Source organism: Enterobacter cloacae complex sp. HYC080_NIDB (assembly GCF_056673325.1).
The window spans coordinates 499,697-520,204 of record NZ_CP114212.1; the positions used below are offsets into that span (position 1 = coordinate 499,697).

The window sequence follows — 20,508 nt, forward strand, 5'->3', positions numbered from 1 at the left end:
GAACTTTTGCTGAGTTGAAGGATCAGATCACGCATCTTCCCGACAACGCAGACCGTTCCGTGGCAAAGCAAAAGTTCAAAATCACCAACTGGCCCACCTACAATAAAGCCCTCATCAACCGTGGCTCCATAACTTTCTGGCTGGATGATGAAGCTATTCAGGCCTGGTATGAGTCAGCAACACCTTCTTCACGAGGCAGACCTCAGCGCTATTCTGACCTTGCCATCACGACTGTGCTGGTCATTAAACGCGTATTCAGGCTGACCCTGCGCGCTGCGCAGGGCTTTATTGATTCCATTTTTTCTCTGATGAACGTTCCGCTACGCTGCCCGGATTACAGCTGTGTCAGCAGGCGGGCAAAGTCGGTTAATGTCAGTTTCAAAACGCCCACCCGGGGTGAAATCGCACACCTGGTAATTGATTCCACCGGGCTGAAGGTCTTCGGTGAAGGCGAGTGGAAAGTCAAAAAGCATGGCCAGGAACGCCGCCGTATCTGGCGTAAGCTGCATCTCGCCGTTGACAGTAAAACACATGAAATCATCTGCGCTGACCTGTCGCTGAACAACGTTACGGACTCAGAGGCCTTCCCCGGGTTAATCCGGCAAACCCACCGGAAAATCAGGTCAGCCGCCGCCGATGGCGCTTACGATACCCGGCTATGTCACGATGAACTGCGGCGTAAGAAAATCAGCGCGCTTATCCCTCCCCGAAAAGGTGCGGGTTACTGGCCCGGTGAATATGCAGACCGTAACCGTGCAGTGGCTAATCAGCGAATGACCGGGAGTAATGCGCGGTGGAAATGGACAACAGATTACAACCGTCGCTCGATAGCGGAAACGGCGATGTACCGGGTAAAACAGCTGTTCGGGGGTTCACTGACACTGCGTGACTACGATGGTCAGGTTGCAGAGGCTATGGCCCTGGTACGAGCGCTGAACAAAATGACGAAAGCAGGTATGCCTGAAAGCGTGCGTATTGCCTGAAAACACAACCCGCTACGGGGGAGACTTACCCGAAATCTGATTTATTCAACAAAGCCGGTGCGCTTTTGCCAGTAGAGAACATCAGTCGGGTCGGCTGAACGGGTGAGGGTTTTTTGTGGATCTTCAGATAACAGTTGATAACTCATACCGAGTTCATCCAGAGCTTCATTGAAGGCCTGGTTATCCTGCCATCTTTCCCACCAGTTGGCCGTGGTTTCAGCGTATAAAGGCAAAGACGTTACCGATGCACAAAACAGCGCAGCAGCAACACATTTTTTCTGTATGCCACTCTTCAGTATATTCATAAAAGATATGTCCGTTATCGAGAAAATATTAAGAAAAACGGACTCATTACATCACGTCGTAATATCGTTAAGAATTCAGGAATAATTAAAATTAAATGTAGAAAAAATGATGATATTGAATATTTCTGGGTTGGGTTGGGAATATAGCGACGGTGAATGGTTTAGGGGGGGAACAAGGACGAAAAAAATAAACACGCCTGATAAACAGGCGTGTTTTTAGATTACTTCTCGTTGAGGCCGAGTTTCTTCTCAAGATAGTGGATGTTAGTTCCACCATTCTGGAAGTGCTCGTCGCTCATGATGCGCATCTGGAGATCAACGTTGGTTTTAATACCGTCGATGATCAACTCCTGCAGGGCGTTCTTCATGCGGGCAATCGCCACGTCACGGTTTTCGCCGTAGCAGATGAGCTTACCGATCATTGAGTCATAGTACGGCGGTACGGTGTAACCGGCGTAGATATGAGACTCCCAACGCACACCAAAGCCACCCGGCGCGTGGAAACGCGTGATTTTACCCGGGCTTGGCAGGAAGGTGTTCGGGTCTTCGGCGTTGATACGGCATTCAACCGCATGGCCTTTCACCACGACTTCTTCCTGCTTGATGGACAACGGCTGACCCGCAGCGATACGCAGCTGTTCTTTGATCAGGTCAACGCCGGTGATCATTTCGGTAACCGGGTGTTCAACCTGAATACGGGTGTTCATCTCGATGAAGTAGAACTCGCCGTTTTCGAACAGGAACTCAAAAGTACCCGCCCCGCGATAGCCGATATCGACACACGCCTTGGCGCAACGCTCACCGATGTAGCGACGCAGTTCCGGGGTAATGCCCGGCGCAGGTGCTTCTTCGACGACTTTCTGGTGACGACGCTGCATGGAGCAGTCACGTTCTGCCAGATAGATCGCGTTACCCTGACCGTCAGCCAACACCTGAATTTCGATGTGGCGTGGGTTTTCCAGGTATTTTTCCATGTACACCATGTCATTGCTGAAAGCCGCTTTCGCTTCCGCTTTGGTCATGGAGATGGACTGCGCCAGTTCAGCATCGCTGCGTACTACGCGCATACCGCGACCGCCGCCACCGCCAGACGCCTTGATGATAACCGGGTAGCCAATGCGTTTAGCATGAGCACGGTTAGCATCCATGTCGTCGGTCAGAGGGCCGTCAGAGCCTGGTACGGTTGGCACACCGGCTTTTTTCATCGCGGTGATCGCAGACACTTTGTCACCCATCAGGCGGATAGTGTCGGCTTTCGGGCCGATGAAGATAAAGCCAGAGCGTTCAACCTGCTCAGCAAAGTTGGCGTTCTCAGAGAGGAAGCCATAACCCGGATGAATTGCCACCGCGCCGGTGATTTCAGCGGCGCTGATGATAGCCGGGATGTTCAGATAGCTTTTTACGGACGGAGCCGGGCCAATACAGACCGTCTCATCCGCCAGCAATACGTGTTTTAAATCGCGATCCGCACTTGAGTGCACCGCGACGGTCTTGATGCCCAGTTCTTTACAGGCACGAAGAATACGCAGTGCAATCTCGCCGCGGTTGGCGATAACAATTTTATCCAGCATGTTCGCCTCGTTACTCGATGACGACCAGCGGCTCGTCAAATTCAACCGGCTGACCACTTTCGACCAGAATCGCTTTCACAGTACCTGATTTGTCTGCTTCGATCTGGTTCATCATTTTCATCGCTTCAACGATGCACAGGGTATCGCCTACGTTGACTTTCTGACCCACTTCGATGAACGCCTTCGCGTCCGGGCTCGGGGTGCGGTAGAAAGTACCAACCATTGGGGAACGTACGATGTGACCACTGATTTCTGCTGCAGCGGCAGGTGCGGCTTCAGCTGCTGGTGCAACGGCTGCGGAGAGCGCAGGCTGCTGCACTGGCGCAGCGTAAGCCTGCTGCATTACCGGGAAGCTAGCGGCTGGGGCTGCACGGCTGATGCGTACAGACTCTTCGCCTTCAGAAATTTCCAGTTCGGAGATGCCTGATTCTTCAACCAGCTCGATCAGTTTTTTAATCTTACGAATATCCATGAGTGGGTTCCGTACTCTTGTTTAGTGTGATTGTGACAAGCGTTTTACCGCTGTCTGTAAAGCGTATGAATAACCGTCAGCGCCCAGTCCGCAGATAACGCCAGTAGCGATATCCGACAGATACGAATGGTGGCGGAACGGCTCTCGGGCGTGCACGTTACTCAGGTGGATCTCGATAAACGGGATACTCACCGCGAGCAGTGCGTCGCGGATAGCAACACTGGTGTGCGTAAACGCGGCCGGATTGATCAGGATATAGTCCACATTGTCTTTAGCCTGATGAATACGGTCGATGATTGCGTACTCCGCGTTTGACTGAAAATGATCCAAATCCACATTCAGCGACGCTGCTTCCGTGCTCAGACGGTTAACAATTTCGCTCAATGTTAGCGTGCCGTACTTCTCTGGCTCACGGGTGCCGAGCATGTTCAGGTTCGGTCCGTTCAATACTAAGATATGGAACTTATCAGTCATTATGCCGCTATCTCCTGCGATTTTCGGGTAAAAAACAAAATATACCGTCGAAGCGCAAATGTCACCTTTTCAGAGGCCAAAAACCACTGTCAGGGGAACCAAGGTCGCACATTATAACGATTTCGTAGCATTTGGCAGCTAAATACTGGTCTTATCAGGGAAGATTATCAACCGCAATCCAAAAAAGATTTGCGGTTGAGGGGCAATCTGCGGGAAAACGCACAGTTTCGCGAACTATCGCAACCACTGGCGGAACTTCTTGTAACGCCATGCTAAAAGCGCCACTGCCGCCAGCGCATACAGGACTGGCTGCGGGGAGAGGATCTTCACCGACCACAGATAATGAATGGGGGCGAGGATCGCGACAAGATAGACGAAGTTGTGCAGTAACTGCCAGCGTCTGCCCAGCTTTCGCTGCGCATATTGCGTGGACGTCAGCGCTAACGCCAGTAAAACCAGCCAGCTTACGATACCCAGCGTCAGATAAGGGCGTGTCACCAGCTCTCGGCCAAGCAGTGTCAGATTGTTAATTCCCAGTTCCAGCAGGGCGTAGCTGGTAAGGTGCAGCGTCGCCCAGGCAAAACACCATAGCCCCAAAAGCCGACGGGTACGTATCAATAATGGCTGTTTAGCGTAGCGCGCCAGCGGCGAGACGAGCAAGGTTGCCAGTAAAAATTTCAGAGCCATCCGACCCGTAAAATGCTGGATATCCTTTGCCGGATCGGCGCTAAAGAGGCCCTGACTGGCGGCCCAGAACAACCAGATAAAAGGAAGTATCCCGGCTAAATGCAGTAGCACTTTCAGCCAGGTAATCTGCTTTGCCGTTAAACGCACTCAGAAGTTCTCCCGTAAATTAAGGCCACGGTAAAGCGAAGCCACTTCATCCGCATACCCGTTAAACAATAGCGTGGGCTGACGCTTAACGTCCAGCGCACCACCCGCGCCAATAAAGCGCTCAGTCGCCTGCGACCAGCGGGGATGATCCACATGCGGATTCACATTCGCGAAGAAACCGTATTCACCCGGTGCTGCCAGGTTCCAGGTCGTTGGCGGACGCTCGCGGGTCAGCTTAATGCTGACGATAGACTTAATTCCTTTGAAGCCGTATTTCCACGGTACGGTTAACCGAATGGGGGCGCCGTTTTGAGGAGGAAGCGCCTTGCCGTATACGCCAACGGTCAGCAGGGTAAGGGGATGCATGGCTTCGTCGAGGCGTAGCCCTTCTACGTACGGATAGTCCAGTCCACCGCCGATAAACCGATCTTTCTGGCCCGGCATCTCGTCCGGAGCGTAGCGCGTCTGGAAGGCGACATATTTTGCATTGCTGGTGGGCTCAACCAACGCCAGCAGCTTATGCAGCGGGAAGCCGACCCAGGGTACCACCATCGACCAGGCTTCCACGCAGCGCATGCGATAGATGCGCTCTTCGAGCGGGAAGCGGGTGGTCAGATCGTGGTGGTCGAGCGTCAGGGGTTTTGCCACCTCGCCATCAATTTTCAACGTCCACGGATCGGTTTTCATGCTGCCTGCATTGGCGGCAGGATCGGCTTTATCCAGACCAAATTCGTAAAAGTTGTTATAGCCGGTGACTTTGTCTTCAGGGGTGAGCGTCAGTTTGTTTTGCCACTCGGCGGGTTTCGTAAACGTAAGCGGGGCACCGGAAGGCGCCTTAGGGCGATCGTTACCTTTAAACCAGTCGAGCAGGTCGGCATGTGCCGCAGGGGAGAGCGTTAGTGCAGTGGCGCTGATGCCAAGCATTTTCAGGATCTGGCGGCGCTGTAACATAAAGACAGACTCGGACGTTACGTCGGCTTCCGTCAGTTTTCGGTTTTTCATGGCATCCTCCGTCATGCGTTTTTCTAAGCATGACGGAGGAGAGCGCTTCACGCGAATATGTCACGAAAATTTGAAGATTAGGCGATTTTCACCAGCGCGCGACCGTGGAACTGGTTATCCATGATTTTACTGGCATAGTCTGGCGCCTGGCTGAGGCTTATCTCCGTTGCGCTCTGGGTAAAGAACGATTCCGGCAGATCGCGTACCAGACGTTCCCAGGCCTCCGTGCGGCGAGCCGCTGGCGTCATCACGGAGTCCACGCCCTGCAGGCGAACGTTACGCAAAATAAACGGCATGACGGTAGTTGGCAGGGCAAAGCCGCCCGCCAGACCGCAGGCTGCCACGCAGCCGCCGTAGTTCATTTGCGCCAGGACCTTCGCCAGCACTTTATCGCCGACGGTATCTACCGCGCCCGCCCAGACCTGTTTTTCCAGTGGACGGGTTTCGGCGAATTCATCGCGGCCAAGAATGCGGCTGGCACCGAGCTGGCGAAGATAATCATGCGTACTTTCCCGGCCGGAAACCGCCGTGACCTGGTAACCCAGTTTGTGCAGCAACGTTACCGCCGTGCTCCCCACGCCACCGCTGGCGCCGGTCACGACAATGTCACCCGACTCAGGGCGAACCCCCGCCTCTTCCAGCGCCATCACGCAAAGCATGGCGGTAAAGCCTGCGGTGCCGATGATCATCGCTTTGCGACCATCCATGCCTTTCGGCATCGGCACCAGCCAGTCGCCTTTTACGCGCGCCTGTGTTGCCAGCCCGCCCCAGTGATTTTCACCCACACCCCAGCCGGTGAGCAACACGTGCTGGCCCGCATGGAAGCGAGGGTCTTCGCTGCTGTGGACCCGGCCAGCAAAATCAATACCCGGCACCATAGGGAAATTTCGGATGATTTTACCCTTACCGGTGATCGCCAGTGCATCTTTGTAATTTAAACTGGACCAGTCGATGTCGACGGTGACGTCGCCTTCCGGCAGACGGCTCTCTTCTACGGCCTGTACTGAGGCAAGCGTTTTGCCGTCCTGCTGTTCTAAGATCAAAGCCTGCATACGGGGTCCTCACGACTCAGATGATTGGAAAATAATTTCTGAAGACTATACTCGCTCAGGGTAATTCAATGCCGATTTAACGCAATAAATTGCCAGATACGCCCGATTTGGTAGTATGCCGCATTTGAAATGCAAGTTAGCGCTTACTCGCTACCCCCTCAACCCACGGAGTAATCTCAAGGATGCGATTAACGACGAAGTTCTCGGCTTTTATCACCTTGCTAACGGGGCTGACCATCTTTGTCACGCTTCTGGGTTGCTCTTTGAGCTTTTATAACGCCATTCAGGACAAACTGGTCAACCGGGTGCAGTCTGTTGCGTCGGTCATTGATACGCGTCTGCTGACCACGCCACTCCCGTCGCTCTCCCGGGAACTGGATGAGTTGATGGTGCCGGTTGATATTATTCGGATCGATATTCAGCAGGGAAAGCATCAGGTTTTAAGCCATGAACGGCAGGGAAGTTATCGCCCTGCGGGCGTAGTGAGTCAGTACCGGGAAGTAACGGTGCACTCCCTTAAAAACCCGGGTATGACCATTCACATGGTCTATCTCGATCCGATGGCCAGCTATTTCCGTTCCATGATGACCACCGCGCCGCTCACGATCGCGGTTGCATTCATTATTCTGCTCATTTTTCTCGCGGTTCGCTGGTTGCGCCGCCAGCTCTCAGGGCAGGAACTGCTGGAAATCCGCTCCGTCCGTATCCTGAATGGTGAGCGCGGCCCGCAGGTGCGCGGCTCTGTTCATGAATGGCCGTCACGCACCAGCAGTGCGCTGGATACGTTGCTCTCAGAAATTCAGTTTGCCAGCGACCAGCGCAGCCGTATGGATACGCTGATCCGCTCTTATGCCGCGCAGGATAATAAAACCGGCCTTAACAACCGCCTTTTCTTTGATAATCAACTGGCCACGCTGCTCGACGATTCGGAAAAAGTGGGCACTCACGGCGTGGTGATGATGATTCGCCTGCCCGATTTCGATCTGCTGCGCGACACATGGGGGCAGCGGGCCGCGGAAGAAAATCTCTTTACGCTGATCAACCTGCTCTCCACCTTTATCATGCGCTACCCCGGGGCACTATTGGCCCGCTATCACCGCAGCGACTTTGCCGTGTTATTGCCGCATCGCACGCTAAAAGAGTCGGAAAGTATTGCCAGCCAGCTGCTGAAGGCGGTAGACGCGCTGCCCCAGAGTAAAATGCTCGATCGCGACGACATGGTGCATATGGGGATCTGCGCCTGGCGCGGCGGTCAGTCGACGGAGCAGGTGATGGAGCATGCGGAATCGGCTACCCGCAACGCCGTGTTGCAGGGGGCGAACGGATGGGCCGTTTACGATGACTCGTTACCGGAAAAAGGGCGTGGAAACGTGCGGTGGCGTACGTTGATTGAGCAAATGCTGAGCCGCGGTGGGCCACGTATTTATCAAAAACCGGCGGTCATGAAAAACGGCTATGTCCACCATCGCGAACTGATGTGCCGTATTTTTGACGGTACGGAAGAGGTTATTTCTGCGGAATATCTGCCAATGGTGCTGCAATTTGGGCTGTCTGAAGAGTATGACCGCCAGCAAATTTCCCGCCTGATCCCATTTTTATCTTTCTGGCCGGAAGAAAGTCTGGCGTTACAGGTCACCGTTGAGTCGTTAATACGCCCGCGTTTTCAGCGCTGGCTGCGTGATACATTAATGCAATGCGAAAAATCGCAACGCAAACGCATTATTTTTGAACTTGCTGAGGCGGATGTGGGTCAACACATCAGCCGGTTACGTCCGGTGGTTCGTTTGATCAACGCGCTCGGTGCGCGTGTGGCGGTGACACAAGCTGGTTTAACGCTGGTCAGTACCGACTGGATCAAGGAACTGGATGTGGAGCTATTAAAGCTGCATCCGGGGCTGGTAAGAAATATTGAAAAGCGCACGGAAAACCAGCTGCTGGTTCAGAGTCTGGTTGAAGCGTGTAAAGGAACCCGAACACAAGTCTTTGCCGCGGGCGTGCGCTCCAGGGGCGAATGGCAGATGTTAACAGAGCGCGGTGTCATGGGCGGTCAGGGCGATTTTTTTGCCGCCTCTCAACCGCTTGACACCAACGTGAAAAAATATTTGCAAAGATACTCTGTTTGACCTGCCGTTTACGTTGTTTTCACGTAGAATATCGCGCCTGTAGCTTTGAGTATGTCGAGCAAAAAGCCAGTGAACGACCTTTAACGGGTTACAAAGGTCAGTAAGGAATGCTGCTGTTGACTCAGCCCTGAGGGAGTCAGGGATCAATTTTGTAACATCAGGAAACGTACTGCACAAATTTTCACCGTTGCAGATGATTTTTGCGCCTTGTCGCTGCTGCGTGTGGTTGGTAAAGTAAGCGGATTTTGTTTTCCGCCCCAGCTTTCAGGATTATCCCTTAGTATGTTGAAAAAATTTCGTGGCATGTTTTCCAATGACCTGTCCATTGACCTGGGTACCGCGAATACCCTTATTTACGTAAAAGGACAAGGCATCGTATTGAATGAGCCTTCTGTTGTGGCCATTCGTCAGGATCGTGCAGGCTCGCCGAAAAGCGTCGCCGCAGTGGGTCATGACGCGAAGCAGATGCTGGGTCGTACCCCTGGCAACATCGCCGCAATTCGCCCAATGAAAGACGGCGTTATCGCTGACTTCTTCGTGACTGAAAAAATGCTTCAGCACTTCATCAAGCAGGTTCACAGCAACAGCTTCATGCGTCCAAGCCCGCGTGTTCTGGTGTGTGTGCCGGTTGGCGCAACCCAGGTAGAACGTCGCGCAATCCGTGAATCTGCTCAGGGTGCGGGTGCTCGTGAAGTGTTCCTGATTGAAGAGCCAATGGCGGCGGCAATCGGTGCAGGTCTGCCTGTGTCTGAAGCAACCGGTTCAATGGTGGTGGATATCGGTGGTGGTACCACAGAAGTGGCCGTTATCTCTCTGAACGGTGTGGTGTACTCCTCCTCCGTACGTATCGGTGGTGACCGCTTCGATGAAGCCATCATTAATTACGTGCGCCGTAACTACGGCTCTCTGATCGGTGAAGCGACCGCAGAGCGTATCAAACACGAAATCGGCTCTGCTTATCCGGGCGATGAAGTGCGTGAGATCGAAGTGCGTGGTCGTAACCTGGCGGAAGGTGTGCCACGCGGCTTTACCCTGAACTCCAACGAAATTCTGGAAGCGCTGCAGGAACCGCTGACTGGCATCGTGAGCGCGGTAATGGTTGCGCTGGAACAGTGCCCACCAGAACTGGCGTCCGATATCTCCGAGCGCGGTATGGTTCTGACCGGTGGTGGTGCGCTGTTGCGTAACCTCGACCGCCTGTTAATGGAAGAGACAGGTATTCCTGTCGTAGTTGCAGAAGATCCACTGACTTGCGTCGCCCGTGGTGGTGGCAAGGCGCTGGAAATGATCGACATGCACGGCGGCGACTTGTTCAGCGAAGAGTAGTCATTGTGAAAGGGTAGCGAATCGCTACCCTTTCTCTCTGACACGAGAATACGCATAGCCTATGAAGCCAATTTTTAGCCGTGGCCCATCGCTACAGTTTCGCCTTATTCTGGCGGTTCTGGTTGCGCTTGGCGTCATTATTGCCGATAGCCGCCTCGGTACGTTCAGCCAGATCAGAACGTACATGGATACCGCCGTCAGTCCTTTCTACTTTATATCAAATGGTCCCCGTGAACTGCTCGACTCCGTTTCTCAAACGCTGTCTTCACGAGACCAGCTCGAACTTGAAAACCGGGCATTACGCCAGGAACTGCTGCTGAAAAACAGCGAACTGCTGATGCTGGGGCAATATAAGCAGGAAAACGCGCGTCTGCGTGAACTGCTCGGCTCGCCGCTGCGTCAGGATGAGCAGAAGATGGTCACCCAGGTGATCTCCACCGTGAACGATCCTTACAGCGATCAGGTTGTGATCGACAAAGGGAGTGTGAACGGTGTGTATGAAGGCCAGCCTGTAATCAGTGATAAAGGCGTAGTGGGGCAGGTTGTTGCCGTCGCCAAGCTGACCAGCCGCGTGCTGCTGATTTGCGATGCCACGCATGCGCTGCCTATCCAGGTCCTGCGTAACGATATCCGCGTGATTGCGGCCGGTAACGGCTGTACGGACGATCTGCAGCTGGAACACCTGCCTGCGAACACGGACATCCGTGTCGGTGATGTACTGGTGACTTCCGGTTTGGGTGGACGCTTCCCTGAGGGCTACCCGGTTGCGGTGGTCTCTTCCGTGAAGCTCGATACTCAACGTGCGTATACCGTCATTCAGGCTCGTCCGACTGCGGGTTTACAGCGTCTGCGCTACCTGCTGCTGCTCTGGGGTGCCGATCGTAATGGCACGAATCCGATGACGCCTGAAGAGGTGCACCGTGTCGCAAACGAACGTCTGATGCAGATGATGCCGCAGGTTCTTCCGCCTGCGGACTCCATGGGGCCACCTGCGCCAGTGCCCGCGCCGGCAACCGGGTTAACGCAGCCGCTGCCTGATGCGCCGCCACCGCCTAAACTCTCTTCGGGAGGGCAGTAGTGGCAAGTTATCGTAGCCAGGGACGCTGGGTCATCTGGCTCTCGTTCCTCATTGCACTGTTGCTGCAGATTATGCCCTGGCCGGATAACATTCTCGTTTTCCGGCCAAACTGGGTCTTGCTCATTTTACTTTACTGGATCCTTGCCCTGCCGCACCGCGTAAATGTCGGCACGGGTTTTGTTATGGGTGCCATACTGGATCTCATTAGTGGCTCTACGCTGGGCGTTCGCGCCCTGTCCATGAGCATTATTGCGTACCTCGTCGCACTAAAATTCCAGCTCTTTCGTAACCTCGCGCTCTGGCAACAGGCCCTGGTCGTGATGTTGTTGTCGCTTGCTGCGGATATCGTTGTTTTCTGGGCAGAGTTTTTAGTGATCAACGTCTCTTTCCGACCGGAAGTGTTCTGGAGTAGTGTAGTAAACGGTGTGCTCTGGCCGTGGCTGTTCCTGCTGATGCGTAAGGTTCGCCAGCAGTTTGCCGTGCAATAAAAGGTTTCTATGACGTCTTTGTATCTCGCTTCCGGTTCCCCGCGCCGTCAGGAACTCCTGACCCAGTTAGGGGTATCTTTTGAACGCATCGTGACCGGCATTGAAGAAAAACGTGCTGAGGGCGAAAGTGCGCAGCAATACGTCTCTCGCCTGGCGCGCGAGAAAGCGCAGGCGGGCGTGGCGTTAGTGCCCCGCGATCTGCCGGTGCTGGGAGCAGATACCATCGTTATCCTTAATGGTGAAGTGCTTGAGAAACCGCACGATACCGAACATGCGGCGCGTATGCTGCGCAAAATGTCCGGGCAAACGCATCAGGTAATGACGGCGGTCGCGCTGGCGGATAGCCAGCACGTGCTGGATTGTCTGGTGGTAACCGATGTCACGTTCAGAGTACTTACCGACGACGAGATCGCCGCTTATATTGCCAGCGGTGAACCGATGGATAAAGCAGGTGCATACGGTATTCAGGGGCTGGGTGGCTGTTTTGTCAGGAAGATTCATGGCAGCTATCACGCCGTAGTCGGCTTACCGCTGGTGGAAACGTATGAGTTGCTGAGCAATTTTAACTCACTGCGTGAGGGAAGGGATAATTATGACGGCTGAATTGTTGGTAAACGTAACGCCATCGGAAACCCGTGTGGCCTATATTGACGGTGGCATTCTTCAGGAAATTCATATTGAGCGTGAAGCGCGGCGCGGAATAGTAGGCAATATCTACAAAGGTCGTGTCAGTCGTGTACTGCCGGGTATGCAGGCGGCTTTTGTAGATATTGGTCTGGATAAGGCGGCATTTTTACATGCCTCCGATATCATGCCGCACACCGAGTGCGTTGCGGGCGAAGAGCAAAAGCAGTTTGCCGTGCGCGATATTTCCGAACTGGTGCGTCAGGGACAGGACTTAATGGTGCAGGTGGTGAAAGATCCCCTGGGCACCAAAGGCGCCCGTCTGACTACCGACATTACCTTACCCTCCCGTTATCTGGTCTTTATGCCCGGCGCGTCACACGTCGGCGTTTCGCAGCGCATTGAGAGCGAAAGCGAGCGCGAGCGTCTGAAGAAAGTGGTCAGCGCCTACTGTGATGAACAGGGCGGGTTTATTATCCGCACCGCCGCGGAAGGGATCAGCGAAGACGATCTGGCATCCGATGCCGCATACCTTAAGCGCGTCTGGACCAAAGTGATGGAGCGTAAAAAACGCAACCAGACCCGCTACCAGCTTTACGGTGAGCTGGCGCTGGCTCAGCGCGTTCTGCGTGACTTTGCCGATGCGCAGCTCGACCGCATTCGCGTGGACTCTCGCCTGACGTATGAAGCGCTGCTGGAATTTACCGCTGAATACATCCCGGAAATGCCGGGCCTGCTGGAGCACTACACCGGGCGTCAGCCTATCTTCGATCTCTATGATGTCGAAAACGAGATCCAGCGTGCCCTGGAGCGTAAGGTTGAGCTCAAGTCCGGCGGGTATCTGATTATCGATCAGACCGAAGCGATGACCACCGTCGATATCAACACCGGCGCGTTTGTTGGCCATCGCAACCTCGATGACACCATCTTCAACACCAACATTGAAGCCACGCAGGCGATTGCCCGCCAGCTGCGTCTGCGCAATCTCGGCGGCATTATCATCATCGACTTCATCGATATGAGTAATGAAGATCACCGCCGCCGCGTGCTGCATTCACTGGAGCAGGCGCTGAGTAAGGATCGCGTGAAAACCAGCATTAACGGTTTCTCGCAGCTGGGGCTGGTGGAAATGACGCGTAAGCGCACCCGAGAAAGCGTTGAGCATGTGCTGTGTAATGAATGCCCAACCTGCCATGGACGCGGAACGGTAAAGACGGTTGAGACCGTCTGCTACGAAATTATGCGTGAAATCGTCCGAGTTCATCACGCCTACGACTCCGACCGTTTTCTGGTCTATGCTTCCCCTGCGGTGGCGGAAGCGTTGAAAGGCGAAGAGTCGCACGCGCTGGCGGAAGTGGAAATCTTTGTCGGCAAACAGGTAAAAGTACAAATTGAACCGCTCTATAACCAGGAGCAGTTTGACGTTGTGATGATGTAAAACGCAGTACGCTGCGTGACGAAAGCTGACAAGGAGAGATGCGTGAGGCGATTGCCGGGGATTTTATTGCTTACAGGGGCAACGCTGGTCGTGATTGTCGCGTTGCTCGTGAGCGGGCTACGCCTCGTTTTGCCGCATCTCGACAGCTGGCGTCCGCAGCTGCTGGCAAAAATCGAATCCACCACCGGTGTGCCGGTGGACGTAAGCCAGCTAAGCGCCAGCTGGCAAAATTTTGGCCCGACGCTCGACGTCCGGGATATCAATGCCAGCCTGAAAGATGGCGGCCATCTGAAAATCAAACGCGTGACCCTGGCGCTGGACGTCTGGCAAAGCCTGCTGCATCTGCGCTGGCAGTTTCGCGATCTCACCTTTTACCAGCTTCAGTTTCTGACCAATACGCCGCTAACGGGCGGTGAGGATAATCAGGGCCTGGAAGCCAACCGCTTCAGCGATCTCTTCCTCCGTCAGTTCGATCATTTCGATCTGCGCGACAGCGAAGTGAGCTTTATTACCCTTTCCGGCCAGCGCGCCGAACTGGCGATCCCACAGCTAACCTGGCTTAACGGCAAGAACCGACACCGCGCGGAAGGACTGGTGAGCCTGTCCAGCCTGAACGGCCAGCACGGCGTGATGCAGGTACGTATGGATCTGCGCGACGATGACGGTCTGTTAAACAACGGTAAAGTCTGGCTGCAGGCCGACGATGTGGACGTGAAGCCCTGGCTCGGCGACTGGTTACAGCAAAATATGCAGCTGGAAACCGCCCGCTTTAGCCTTGAGGGCTGGCTAACCCTGACGAAGGGAAAATTCGCCAGCGGCGATATCTGGTTGAAGCAAGGGGGCGCAAGCTGGAAGGGCGAAAATCAGCAGCATCAGCTTTCCGTCGATAACCTCACCGCGCATGTGACGCAGGAGAAAGAGGGCTGGCAGTTTGCTATTCCGGATACGCGCATCACGATGGACGGCAAGCCGTGGCCGCGCGGTGCGCTGACGCTGGCCTGGATGCCGGAGCAGGACGTGGGCGGCGCGGCCAGTAAACGCAGCGATGAGCTGCGTATCCGCGCCAGTAACCTGGATCTGACAGCCATCGAAGGCCTGCGCTCGATGGCGGCGAAACTCTCCCCGGATTTGGGCGAGATTTGGCTGGCAACGCAGCCGAGCGGCAAGATTGATGCGCTGGCGCTGGATATCCCGCTTCAGGCCACAGATAAAACCCGTTTCCAGGCCTCGTGGAACGATCTTGCCTGGAAGCAGTGGAAGCTGCTTCCAGGAGCCGAGCACTTCAGCGGCAAGCTGGAAGGTAGCGTGGAAAACGGCAGGCTGACGGTGGATATGCACAACGCCAAAATGCCTTACGAGACGGTCTTCCGTGCGCCGCTGGAAATTGAACAGGGCAATGCGGTGCTGAACTGGCTCCGTAATGATAAGGGCTTCCAGCTTGATGGCAGGCATATCGACGTCAAAGCCAAAGCGGTACATGCACGCGGCGATTTCCGCTACCTGCAGCCAGATGGCGATGAGCCCTGGCTGGGTATTCTGGCCGGCATCAGTACCGATGATGGTTCTCAGGCCTGGCGCTATTTCCCGGAAAACCTGATGGGGAAAGCGCTGGTCGACTATCTGAGCGGCGCGATTCAGGGCGGTCAGGCGGATAATGCCACACTGGTCTACGGTGGTAATCCGCACCTTTTCCCGTACAAACATAATGAAGGTCAGTTCCAGGTGCTGGTGCCGCTGCACAACGCCACCTTCGCGTTCCAGCCTGGCTGGCCTGCGCTGAAAAACCTGGATATCGAACTTAACTTCCTCAATGACGGCTTATGGATGAAGTCAGACAGCGTTGCGCTGGGCGGCGTGACGGCCAGCAACCTGACGGCTAACATCCCGGACTACTCAAAAGAGAAGCTGCTTATTGATGCCGACATTAACGGTCCAGGTAAAGCGGTGGGGCCGTACTTTGAGGAGACGCCGCTGAAAGAGTCTCTGGCGGCGACACTGCAGCAGCTCCAGCTTGATGGCGATGTGAATGCTCGCTTACATCTTGATATCCCGCTGGACGGTGAGATGACCACCGCCAAAGGTGATGTCCGTCTGAAGAACAACAGTCTGTACATTAAACCGCTTGAGAGCACCCTGAAAAACCTCAGCGGGCAGTTCAGTTTTGTGAATGGTAACCTCAAGAGCGAGCCGCTGACCGCCAGCTGGTTTAATCAGCCGGTGAATATTGACTTCACAACCACTGAGGGTGAAAAAGCTTACCAGGTGGCCGTCAATCTGGACGGTAACTGGCAGCCTGCGCGTATGGACGTCCTGCCGAAGCCGATCGCGTCATCAGTGGATGGCGCGGTAGCCTGGAATGGCAAAGTGGCTATTGAGCTGCCGTATCACGCAGGCGTGCAGTATAAGGTCGATATCACGGGTGACCTGAAAAACATCCACAGCCAGTTGCCCGCGCCGCTGGATAAACAGGCCGGACAATCGCTGCCGGTGAAGGTCAACGTCGATGGCAACCTGAACAGCTTTGCGTTGACCGGAAATGCGGGCAGCACAAACCATTTCAACAGCCGCTGGCTGCTTAATCGCAAACTCACCCTCGACAGGGCTATCTGGACGACGGACAGCAAAACCACGCCGCCACTGCCCGACCATGAGGGCGTTGAGCTCAATCTTCCGCCGATGGATGGCGCGGAGTGGCTGGCGCTGTTCCAGAAAGGCGTTGGACAAAACGTGGATGAAGCCGCCCAGTTCCCGCAAACCGTTACGGTACGCACGCCGTCGCTGATGTTGGGCGGACAGCAGTGGAACAACCTTAGCATTGTTTCTCAGCCCACCGCGAATGGCTCCAAAGTGGAGGCGCAGGGTCGGGAGATCAACGGCACGCTTACCATGCGTAATAACGCGCCGTGGCAGGCAGCGATTCGCTATCTCTACTACAACCCGGCCACCGCGAGTAAAGATCAACCGGCGAATACATCGCCGCTGAGTCAAGCCTCCCGCGTCGATTTTAGCGGCTGGCCCGATCTCCAGCTGCGCTGCGCGGAATGCTGGCTGTGGGGGCAAAAATATGGCCGTATCGACGGCGATTTTGCCATCCAGGGGAATACGCTTACGCTCTCCGGCGGCCTGGTCGATACCGGTTTTGGCCGCATGACGGCCGCAGGGGAATGGGTCAATAACCCGGGCGAACAGCGGACCTCCCTGAAGGGCGACATTAAAGGCAACAAACTGGATGCGGCAACCAATTTCTTTGGCATCACTACGCCGCTACGGGGATCGTCATTTGACGTGAATTACGATCTTCACTGGCGAGACGCGCCGTGGAAGCCAGACGAAGCGTCACTGAACGGCATTTTAAAAACCCGCTTTGGCAAGGGGGAAATCGCCGATGTGAGCACGGGGCGCGCCGGGCAGATCCTGCGCCTGCTGAGTTTTGATGCGCTGCTGCGCAAGCTGCGCTTCGATTTCAGCGACACCTTCAGCGAAGGTTTCTACTACGATTCCATCCGCAGCACGGCGTGGATAAAGGACGGCGTGATGCATACGGATGACACGCTGGTAGACGGCCTGGAAGCGGATATCGCCATGAAAGGCTCAGTCAATCTGGTACGCCGTGAGCTGGATATGGAAGCCGTGGTGGCGCCGGAAATTTCCGCGAGCGTGGGCGTGGCGGCGGCGTTTGTGGTGAACCCGATAGTGGGTGCGGCGGTATTTGCTGCCAGTAAAGTGCTGGGGCCGCTGTGGAGCAAAGTCTCGATTCTGCGCTATCGCATTACCGGTCCGGTGGATAAACCCCAGATTAACGAGGTACTGCGCCAGCCGCGCAAAGATGCACAGCAATGATTTGACGTGGGCAGGTAATTGCCTCACTCTCAATAAATACGATTTTTATACCGCCACGGGCGGCAACGAACGAGTAGCAATACGATGAGTCTGAACCTGGTAAGTGAACATTTGCTCGCAGCGAACGGCCTGAGCCATCAGGACCTGTTCTCCATTCTTGGTCAACTGACCGAACGCCGTCTCGACTACGGCGATCTCTATTTCCAGTCGAGCTATCACGAATCCTGGGTTTTAGAAGACAGCATCATCAAAGATGGTTCTTATAACATTGACCAGGGCGTCGGCGTGCGCGCCGTCAGCGGTGAGAAAACCGGTTTTGCCTATGCCGACCAGATTAGCCTGGCTGCACTGGAGCAAAGTGCGCAGGCTGCACGTACCATTGTGCGTGATACTGGCGATGGCCGTGTGAAAACCCTCGGTGAAGTGTCGCACTCTGCGCTCTATACCAGTATCGATCCGCTGCAAAGCATGAGCCGCGAAGAGAAGCTGGATATTTTGCGCCGCGTGGACAAAGTGGCGCGTGCTGCAGATAAACGCGTGCAGGAAGTCTCTGCCAGCCTGAGCGGTGTTTATGAACTGATTCTGGTGGCGGCAACGGACGGTACGCTGGCCGCCGATGTGCGTCCGCTGGTGCGTCTTTCCATCAGCGTGCAGGTTGATGACAACGGTAAACGCGAGCGTGGCTCCAGCGGCGGCGGCGGTCGTTTCGGCTATGACTGGTTCCTGGGCGATGTAGATGGCGAAGCGCGCGCTGACGCGTGGGCAAAAGAAGCCGTGCGCATGGCGCTGGTGAATCTTAATGCTGTTGCGGCTCCCGCCGGGACATTCCCGGTGGTGCTGGGCGCAGGCTGGCCGGGCGTGCTGCTGCACGAAGCGGTGGGCCACGGTCTGGAAGGCGACTTTAACCGTCGCGGGACATCCGTGTTCAGCGGTCAGATTGGACAGCTCGTCTCATCTGAGCTGTGCACCGTGGTGGATGATGGCACCATGCCTGACCGTCGCGGTTCGGTGGCTATCGATGATGAAGGTACGCCAGGCCAGTACAATGTGCTGATTGAAAACGGCGTGCTGAAAGGTTACATGCAGGACAAACTCAACGCGCGCCTGATGGGTGTCGCGCCAACGGGTAATGGCCGTCGTGAATCTTACGCGCACCTGCCAATGCCGCGCATGACCAATACTTACATGTTGCCGGGCAAATCCACGCCGCAGGAGATTATCGAGTCTGTAGATTACGGTATCTTTGCGCCAAACTTTGGCGGCGGCCAGGTGGACATCACCTCCGGTAAATTTGTCTTCTCTACCTCAGAAGCGTATCTGATTGAGAAGGGAAAAGTGACCAAAGCGGTAAAAGGTGCGACCCTGATTGGTTCCGGTATCGAAGCCATGCAGCAGATCTCTATGGTCGGTAACGATCTGAAGCTGGACAACGGCGTGGGCGTCTGCGGTAAAGAGGGCCAGAGCCTGCCGGTTGGCGTCGGCCAGCCAACCCTGAAAGTGGATAATCTGACGGTGGGCGGTACAGCGTAGTTTTTCACCGCCTCACCCTAACCCTCTCCCCAACGGGGAGAGGGGAAAGGCCTATTCTTTCCTTCTTCCCCGCATCCCCTGAAACAGCTCCGCCACGTCCACAAAATAGTCGGTCAGATAGTTGATACACACCTGCACTTTGAGCGGCAGCTTGTCCTTTTCGGTATACAGGGCGTAGACCGGGCGCGGATCGGATTGATAGCGAGGGAAAAGGATCTCCAGCACGCCGCTGTTGATCTCATTGATCACCCACATCAACGGGACGTAGGCGATCCCCGCACCGGCCACCAGCCAGCGCGAAATAGTCATCGGATCGTTAGTGACGAATCGCCCTTCCGGCAGCAGCCGGGTGGAGATCCCCTCCGGGGCAATCAGCTCGAATTCATTGTCGGGTCGCACGCTGTACTCCAGCCAGGAGTGGTTGGTGAGATCCGCGGGTTTCTCCGGAACGCCGTACTGCGCAAGATAGCTTTTCGAGGCGCAGACAACCATCGGCATGCTGCCCAGTCGACGCGAGAAGAGGCTGGAATCCTGCAACGCCCCCACGCGGATCACCACGTCCAGACCATCGGCGATCAGATCCGGCGCCGGGATACCTGTCACCAGATTGACGGTAAGCCCGGGGTACTCCTTCAGCATATCCGCGGTCATGGCAGCGAGTACATTTTGTGCCATAGTTGAAGAACACCCTATACGGAGTGTGCCGATCGGGGTGTTGTTAAAGGCGTAGAGCTGTTCATGGACGTCCTGCACTTCGTGCATCATGCGTCGGCAGCCCTGATAGTAAATTTTACCCGCCTCCGTCAGCCCAATGCTGCGGGTACTGCGGTTGAGCAGCTTGACCTGTAACTCATCTTCCAGTTTAGAGACCGTCTGGCTAATGGATGAGACGCTCATCTGAAGCTGACGTGCCGCGGCGGTAAACGAACCCAGTTCAACCACTTTGGCGAAGACCGACATGCGTTTTAAACGTTCCATTGTTCACTCTGGCTTAAAAGTGATTTAGATCACATATTATAGATAACAGCATAACAGTTACGTTAATATATTATTAATTACATAACGGCTGCGCCATTCTCGCCCGACGTTTCTTGCTCTTCTGCGATGGCGTGCGCTAAAAAATTCTGAAGCCTGCACTCTCTCTTATCAAGGTCAACATGAGTCTGTTTCCCGTTATCGTGGTGTTCGGTCTGTCGTTCCCACCGATATTTTTCGAGCTACTTTTATCACTGGCGATCTTCTGGCTGGTGCGCAAGGTGCTGGTCCCTACCGGGATTTACGATTTCGTCTGGCACCCTGCATTGTTCAATACCGCGCTGTATTGCTGCCTGTTTTACCTGATATCGCGCATGTTTGTCTGAGGTTGAT

At 55.0% G+C, this 20,508-nt stretch carries 18 protein-coding genes; 10 read left to right on the forward strand and 8 right to left on the reverse strand.

Going from position 1 to position 20,508, the window contains the following annotated elements:
- Positions 1-14: 14 nt before the first annotated feature.
- Positions 15-983, forward strand: coding sequence for an IS5-like element IS903B family transposase (locus O1723_RS02385; protein WP_000654804.1), 969 nt, complete (start codon positions 15-17; stop codon positions 981-983).
- 41 nt (positions 984-1,024) lie between these two features.
- On the opposite strand, the gene O1723_RS02390 is transcribed toward O1723_RS02385, so the two are convergent.
- The 7 genes from O1723_RS02390 to acuI form a co-directional block, all read right to left on the reverse strand.
- Positions 1,025-1,288, reverse strand: a complete 264-nt coding sequence (locus O1723_RS02390; RefSeq protein WP_248190989.1) for a hypothetical protein — start codon at positions 1,286-1,288, stop codon at positions 1,025-1,027.
- A gap of 221 nt (positions 1,289-1,509) precedes the next feature.
- Positions 1,510-2,859, reverse strand: a complete 1,350-nt coding sequence (gene accC, locus O1723_RS02395; protein ID WP_003860388.1) for an acetyl-CoA carboxylase biotin carboxylase subunit — start codon at positions 2,857-2,859, stop codon at positions 1,510-1,512.
- Between the two features lie 10 nt (positions 2,860-2,869).
- On the reverse strand, positions 2,870-3,331 hold the full coding sequence (accB, locus tag O1723_RS02400; protein WP_010436174.1) for an acetyl-CoA carboxylase biotin carboxyl carrier protein: 462 nt from the start codon (positions 3,329-3,331) through the stop codon (positions 2,870-2,872).
- Positions 3,332-3,352: 21 nt separating this feature from the next.
- Complete coding sequence (gene aroQ, locus O1723_RS02405) at positions 3,353-3,805, reverse strand: type II 3-dehydroquinate dehydratase (protein WP_023331425.1); 453 nt, start codon at positions 3,803-3,805, stop codon at positions 3,353-3,355.
- 234 nt (positions 3,806-4,039) lie between these two features.
- Positions 4,040-4,639: a protein-methionine-sulfoxide reductase heme-binding subunit MsrQ gene (gene msrQ / locus O1723_RS02410; protein WP_014885437.1), complete on the reverse strand. Its 600-nt coding sequence runs from the start codon at positions 4,637-4,639 to the stop codon at positions 4,040-4,042.
- Complete coding sequence (gene msrP / locus O1723_RS02415) at positions 4,640-5,641, reverse strand: protein-methionine-sulfoxide reductase catalytic subunit MsrP (protein ID WP_023331424.1); 1,002 nt, start codon at positions 5,639-5,641, stop codon at positions 4,640-4,642.
- A 77-nt stretch (positions 5,642-5,718) separates the two neighbouring features.
- Positions 5,719-6,693, reverse strand: a complete 975-nt coding sequence (gene acuI / locus O1723_RS02420) for an acrylyl-CoA reductase (NADPH) (RefSeq protein ID WP_023337867.1) — start codon at positions 6,691-6,693, stop codon at positions 5,719-5,721.
- A gap of 182 nt (positions 6,694-6,875) precedes the next feature.
- On the opposite strand from acuI, the gene csrD reads away from it, so the two are divergent.
- The 8 genes from csrD to tldD all read left to right on the forward strand — a co-directional run bounded on the left by csrD (position 6,876) and on the right by tldD (position 19,140).
- Positions 6,876-8,816: an RNase E specificity factor CsrD gene (gene csrD, locus O1723_RS02425; protein WP_023337866.1), complete on the forward strand. Its 1,941-nt coding sequence runs from the start codon at positions 6,876-6,878 to the stop codon at positions 8,814-8,816.
- A gap of 282 nt (positions 8,817-9,098) precedes the next feature.
- Positions 9,099-10,142: a rod shape-determining protein MreB gene (gene mreB / locus O1723_RS02430; protein ID WP_000913396.1), complete on the forward strand. Its 1,044-nt coding sequence runs from the start codon at positions 9,099-9,101 to the stop codon at positions 10,140-10,142.
- A 61-nt stretch (positions 10,143-10,203) separates the two neighbouring features.
- Entirely contained in the window at positions 10,204-11,220 is a 1,017-nt protein-coding gene (gene mreC / locus O1723_RS02435; protein ID WP_008502850.1) for a rod shape-determining protein MreC, read from the forward strand.
- Positions 11,220-11,708: a rod shape-determining protein MreD gene (gene mreD / locus O1723_RS02440; RefSeq protein ID WP_008502849.1), complete on the forward strand. Its 489-nt coding sequence runs from the start codon at positions 11,220-11,222 to the stop codon at positions 11,706-11,708. Before mreC ends, mreD begins: the two co-directional genes overlap by 1 nt.
- 9 nt (positions 11,709-11,717) lie before the next feature.
- Entirely contained in the window at positions 11,718-12,311 is a 594-nt protein-coding gene (locus O1723_RS02445) for a Maf family protein (RefSeq protein ID WP_014885433.1), read from the forward strand.
- Positions 12,301-13,770 carry a ribonuclease G gene (gene rng, locus O1723_RS02450; RefSeq protein ID WP_014885432.1) on the forward strand — a complete coding sequence of 490 codons (1,470 nt, stop codon included), beginning with the start codon at positions 12,301-12,303 and terminating at the stop codon, positions 13,768-13,770. The genes O1723_RS02445 and rng overlap by 11 nt, the downstream gene beginning before the upstream one ends.
- Positions 13,771-13,812: 42 nt before the next feature.
- Positions 13,813-17,610 carry an AsmA2 domain-containing protein YhdP gene (gene yhdP, locus O1723_RS02455; protein ID WP_023337865.1) on the forward strand — a complete coding sequence of 1,266 codons (3,798 nt, stop codon included), beginning with the start codon at positions 13,813-13,815 and terminating at the stop codon, positions 17,608-17,610.
- 84 nt (positions 17,611-17,694) lie between these two features.
- Positions 17,695-19,140: a metalloprotease TldD gene (tldD, locus tag O1723_RS02460; protein ID WP_023331419.1), complete on the forward strand. Its 1,446-nt coding sequence runs from the start codon at positions 17,695-17,697 to the stop codon at positions 19,138-19,140.
- Between the two features lie 51 nt (positions 19,141-19,191).
- On the opposite strand, the gene aaeR is transcribed toward tldD, so the two are convergent.
- A complete protein-coding gene (aaeR, locus tag O1723_RS02465; protein ID WP_014885429.1) occupies positions 19,192-20,118 on the reverse strand; it encodes an HTH-type transcriptional activator AaeR in 927 nt (308 codons plus the stop codon).
- A 179-nt stretch (positions 20,119-20,297) separates the two neighbouring features.
- Here aaeR and aaeX point away from each other — a divergent pair, with 179 nt between their 5' ends.
- Positions 20,298-20,501: a p-hydroxybenzoic acid efflux pump operon protein AaeX gene (gene aaeX / locus O1723_RS02470; RefSeq protein WP_003860416.1), complete on the forward strand. Its 204-nt coding sequence runs from the start codon at positions 20,298-20,300 to the stop codon at positions 20,499-20,501.
- The last annotated feature ends 7 nt before the right edge of the window (positions 20,502-20,508 follow it).

Bases quoted from the DNA above. Each gene is read 5' to 3' on its own strand.
- aaeX (WP_003860416.1), top strand. From the start codon at position 20,298: ATGAGTCTGTTTCCCGTTATCGTGGTGTTCGGTCTGTCGTTCCCACCG.
- accB (WP_010436174.1), bottom strand. From the start codon at position 3,331: ATGGATATTCGTAAGATTAAAAAACTGATCGAGCTGGTTGAAGAATCA.
- accC (WP_003860388.1), bottom strand. From the start codon at position 2,859: ATGCTGGATAAAATTGTTATCGCCAACCGCGGCGAGATTGCACTGCGT.
- mreB (WP_000913396.1), top strand. From the start codon at position 9,099: ATGTTGAAAAAATTTCGTGGCATGTTTTCCAATGACCTGTCCATTGAC.
- O1723_RS02445 (WP_014885433.1), top strand. From the start codon at position 11,718: ATGACGTCTTTGTATCTCGCTTCCGGTTCCCCGCGCCGTCAGGAACTC.
- msrP (WP_023331424.1), bottom strand. From the start codon at position 5,641: ATGAAAAACCGAAAACTGACGGAAGCCGACGTAACGTCCGAGTCTGTC.
- mreC (WP_008502850.1), top strand. From the start codon at position 10,204: ATGAAGCCAATTTTTAGCCGTGGCCCATCGCTACAGTTTCGCCTTATT.
- rng (WP_014885432.1), top strand. From the start codon at position 12,301: ATGACGGCTGAATTGTTGGTAAACGTAACGCCATCGGAAACCCGTGTG.
- tldD (WP_023331419.1), top strand. From the start codon at position 17,695: ATGAGTCTGAACCTGGTAAGTGAACATTTGCTCGCAGCGAACGGCCTG.
- acuI (WP_023337867.1), bottom strand. From the start codon at position 6,693: ATGCAGGCTTTGATCTTAGAACAGCAGGACGGCAAAACGCTTGCCTCA.
- csrD (WP_023337866.1), top strand. From the start codon at position 6,876: ATGCGATTAACGACGAAGTTCTCGGCTTTTATCACCTTGCTAACGGGG.
- aaeR (WP_014885429.1), bottom strand. From the start codon at position 20,118: ATGGAACGTTTAAAACGCATGTCGGTCTTCGCCAAAGTGGTTGAACTG.
- O1723_RS02390 (WP_248190989.1), bottom strand. From the start codon at position 1,288: ATGAATATACTGAAGAGTGGCATACAGAAAAAATGTGTTGCTGCTGCG.
- aroQ (WP_023331425.1), bottom strand. From the start codon at position 3,805: ATGACTGATAAGTTCCATATCTTAGTATTGAACGGACCGAACCTGAAC.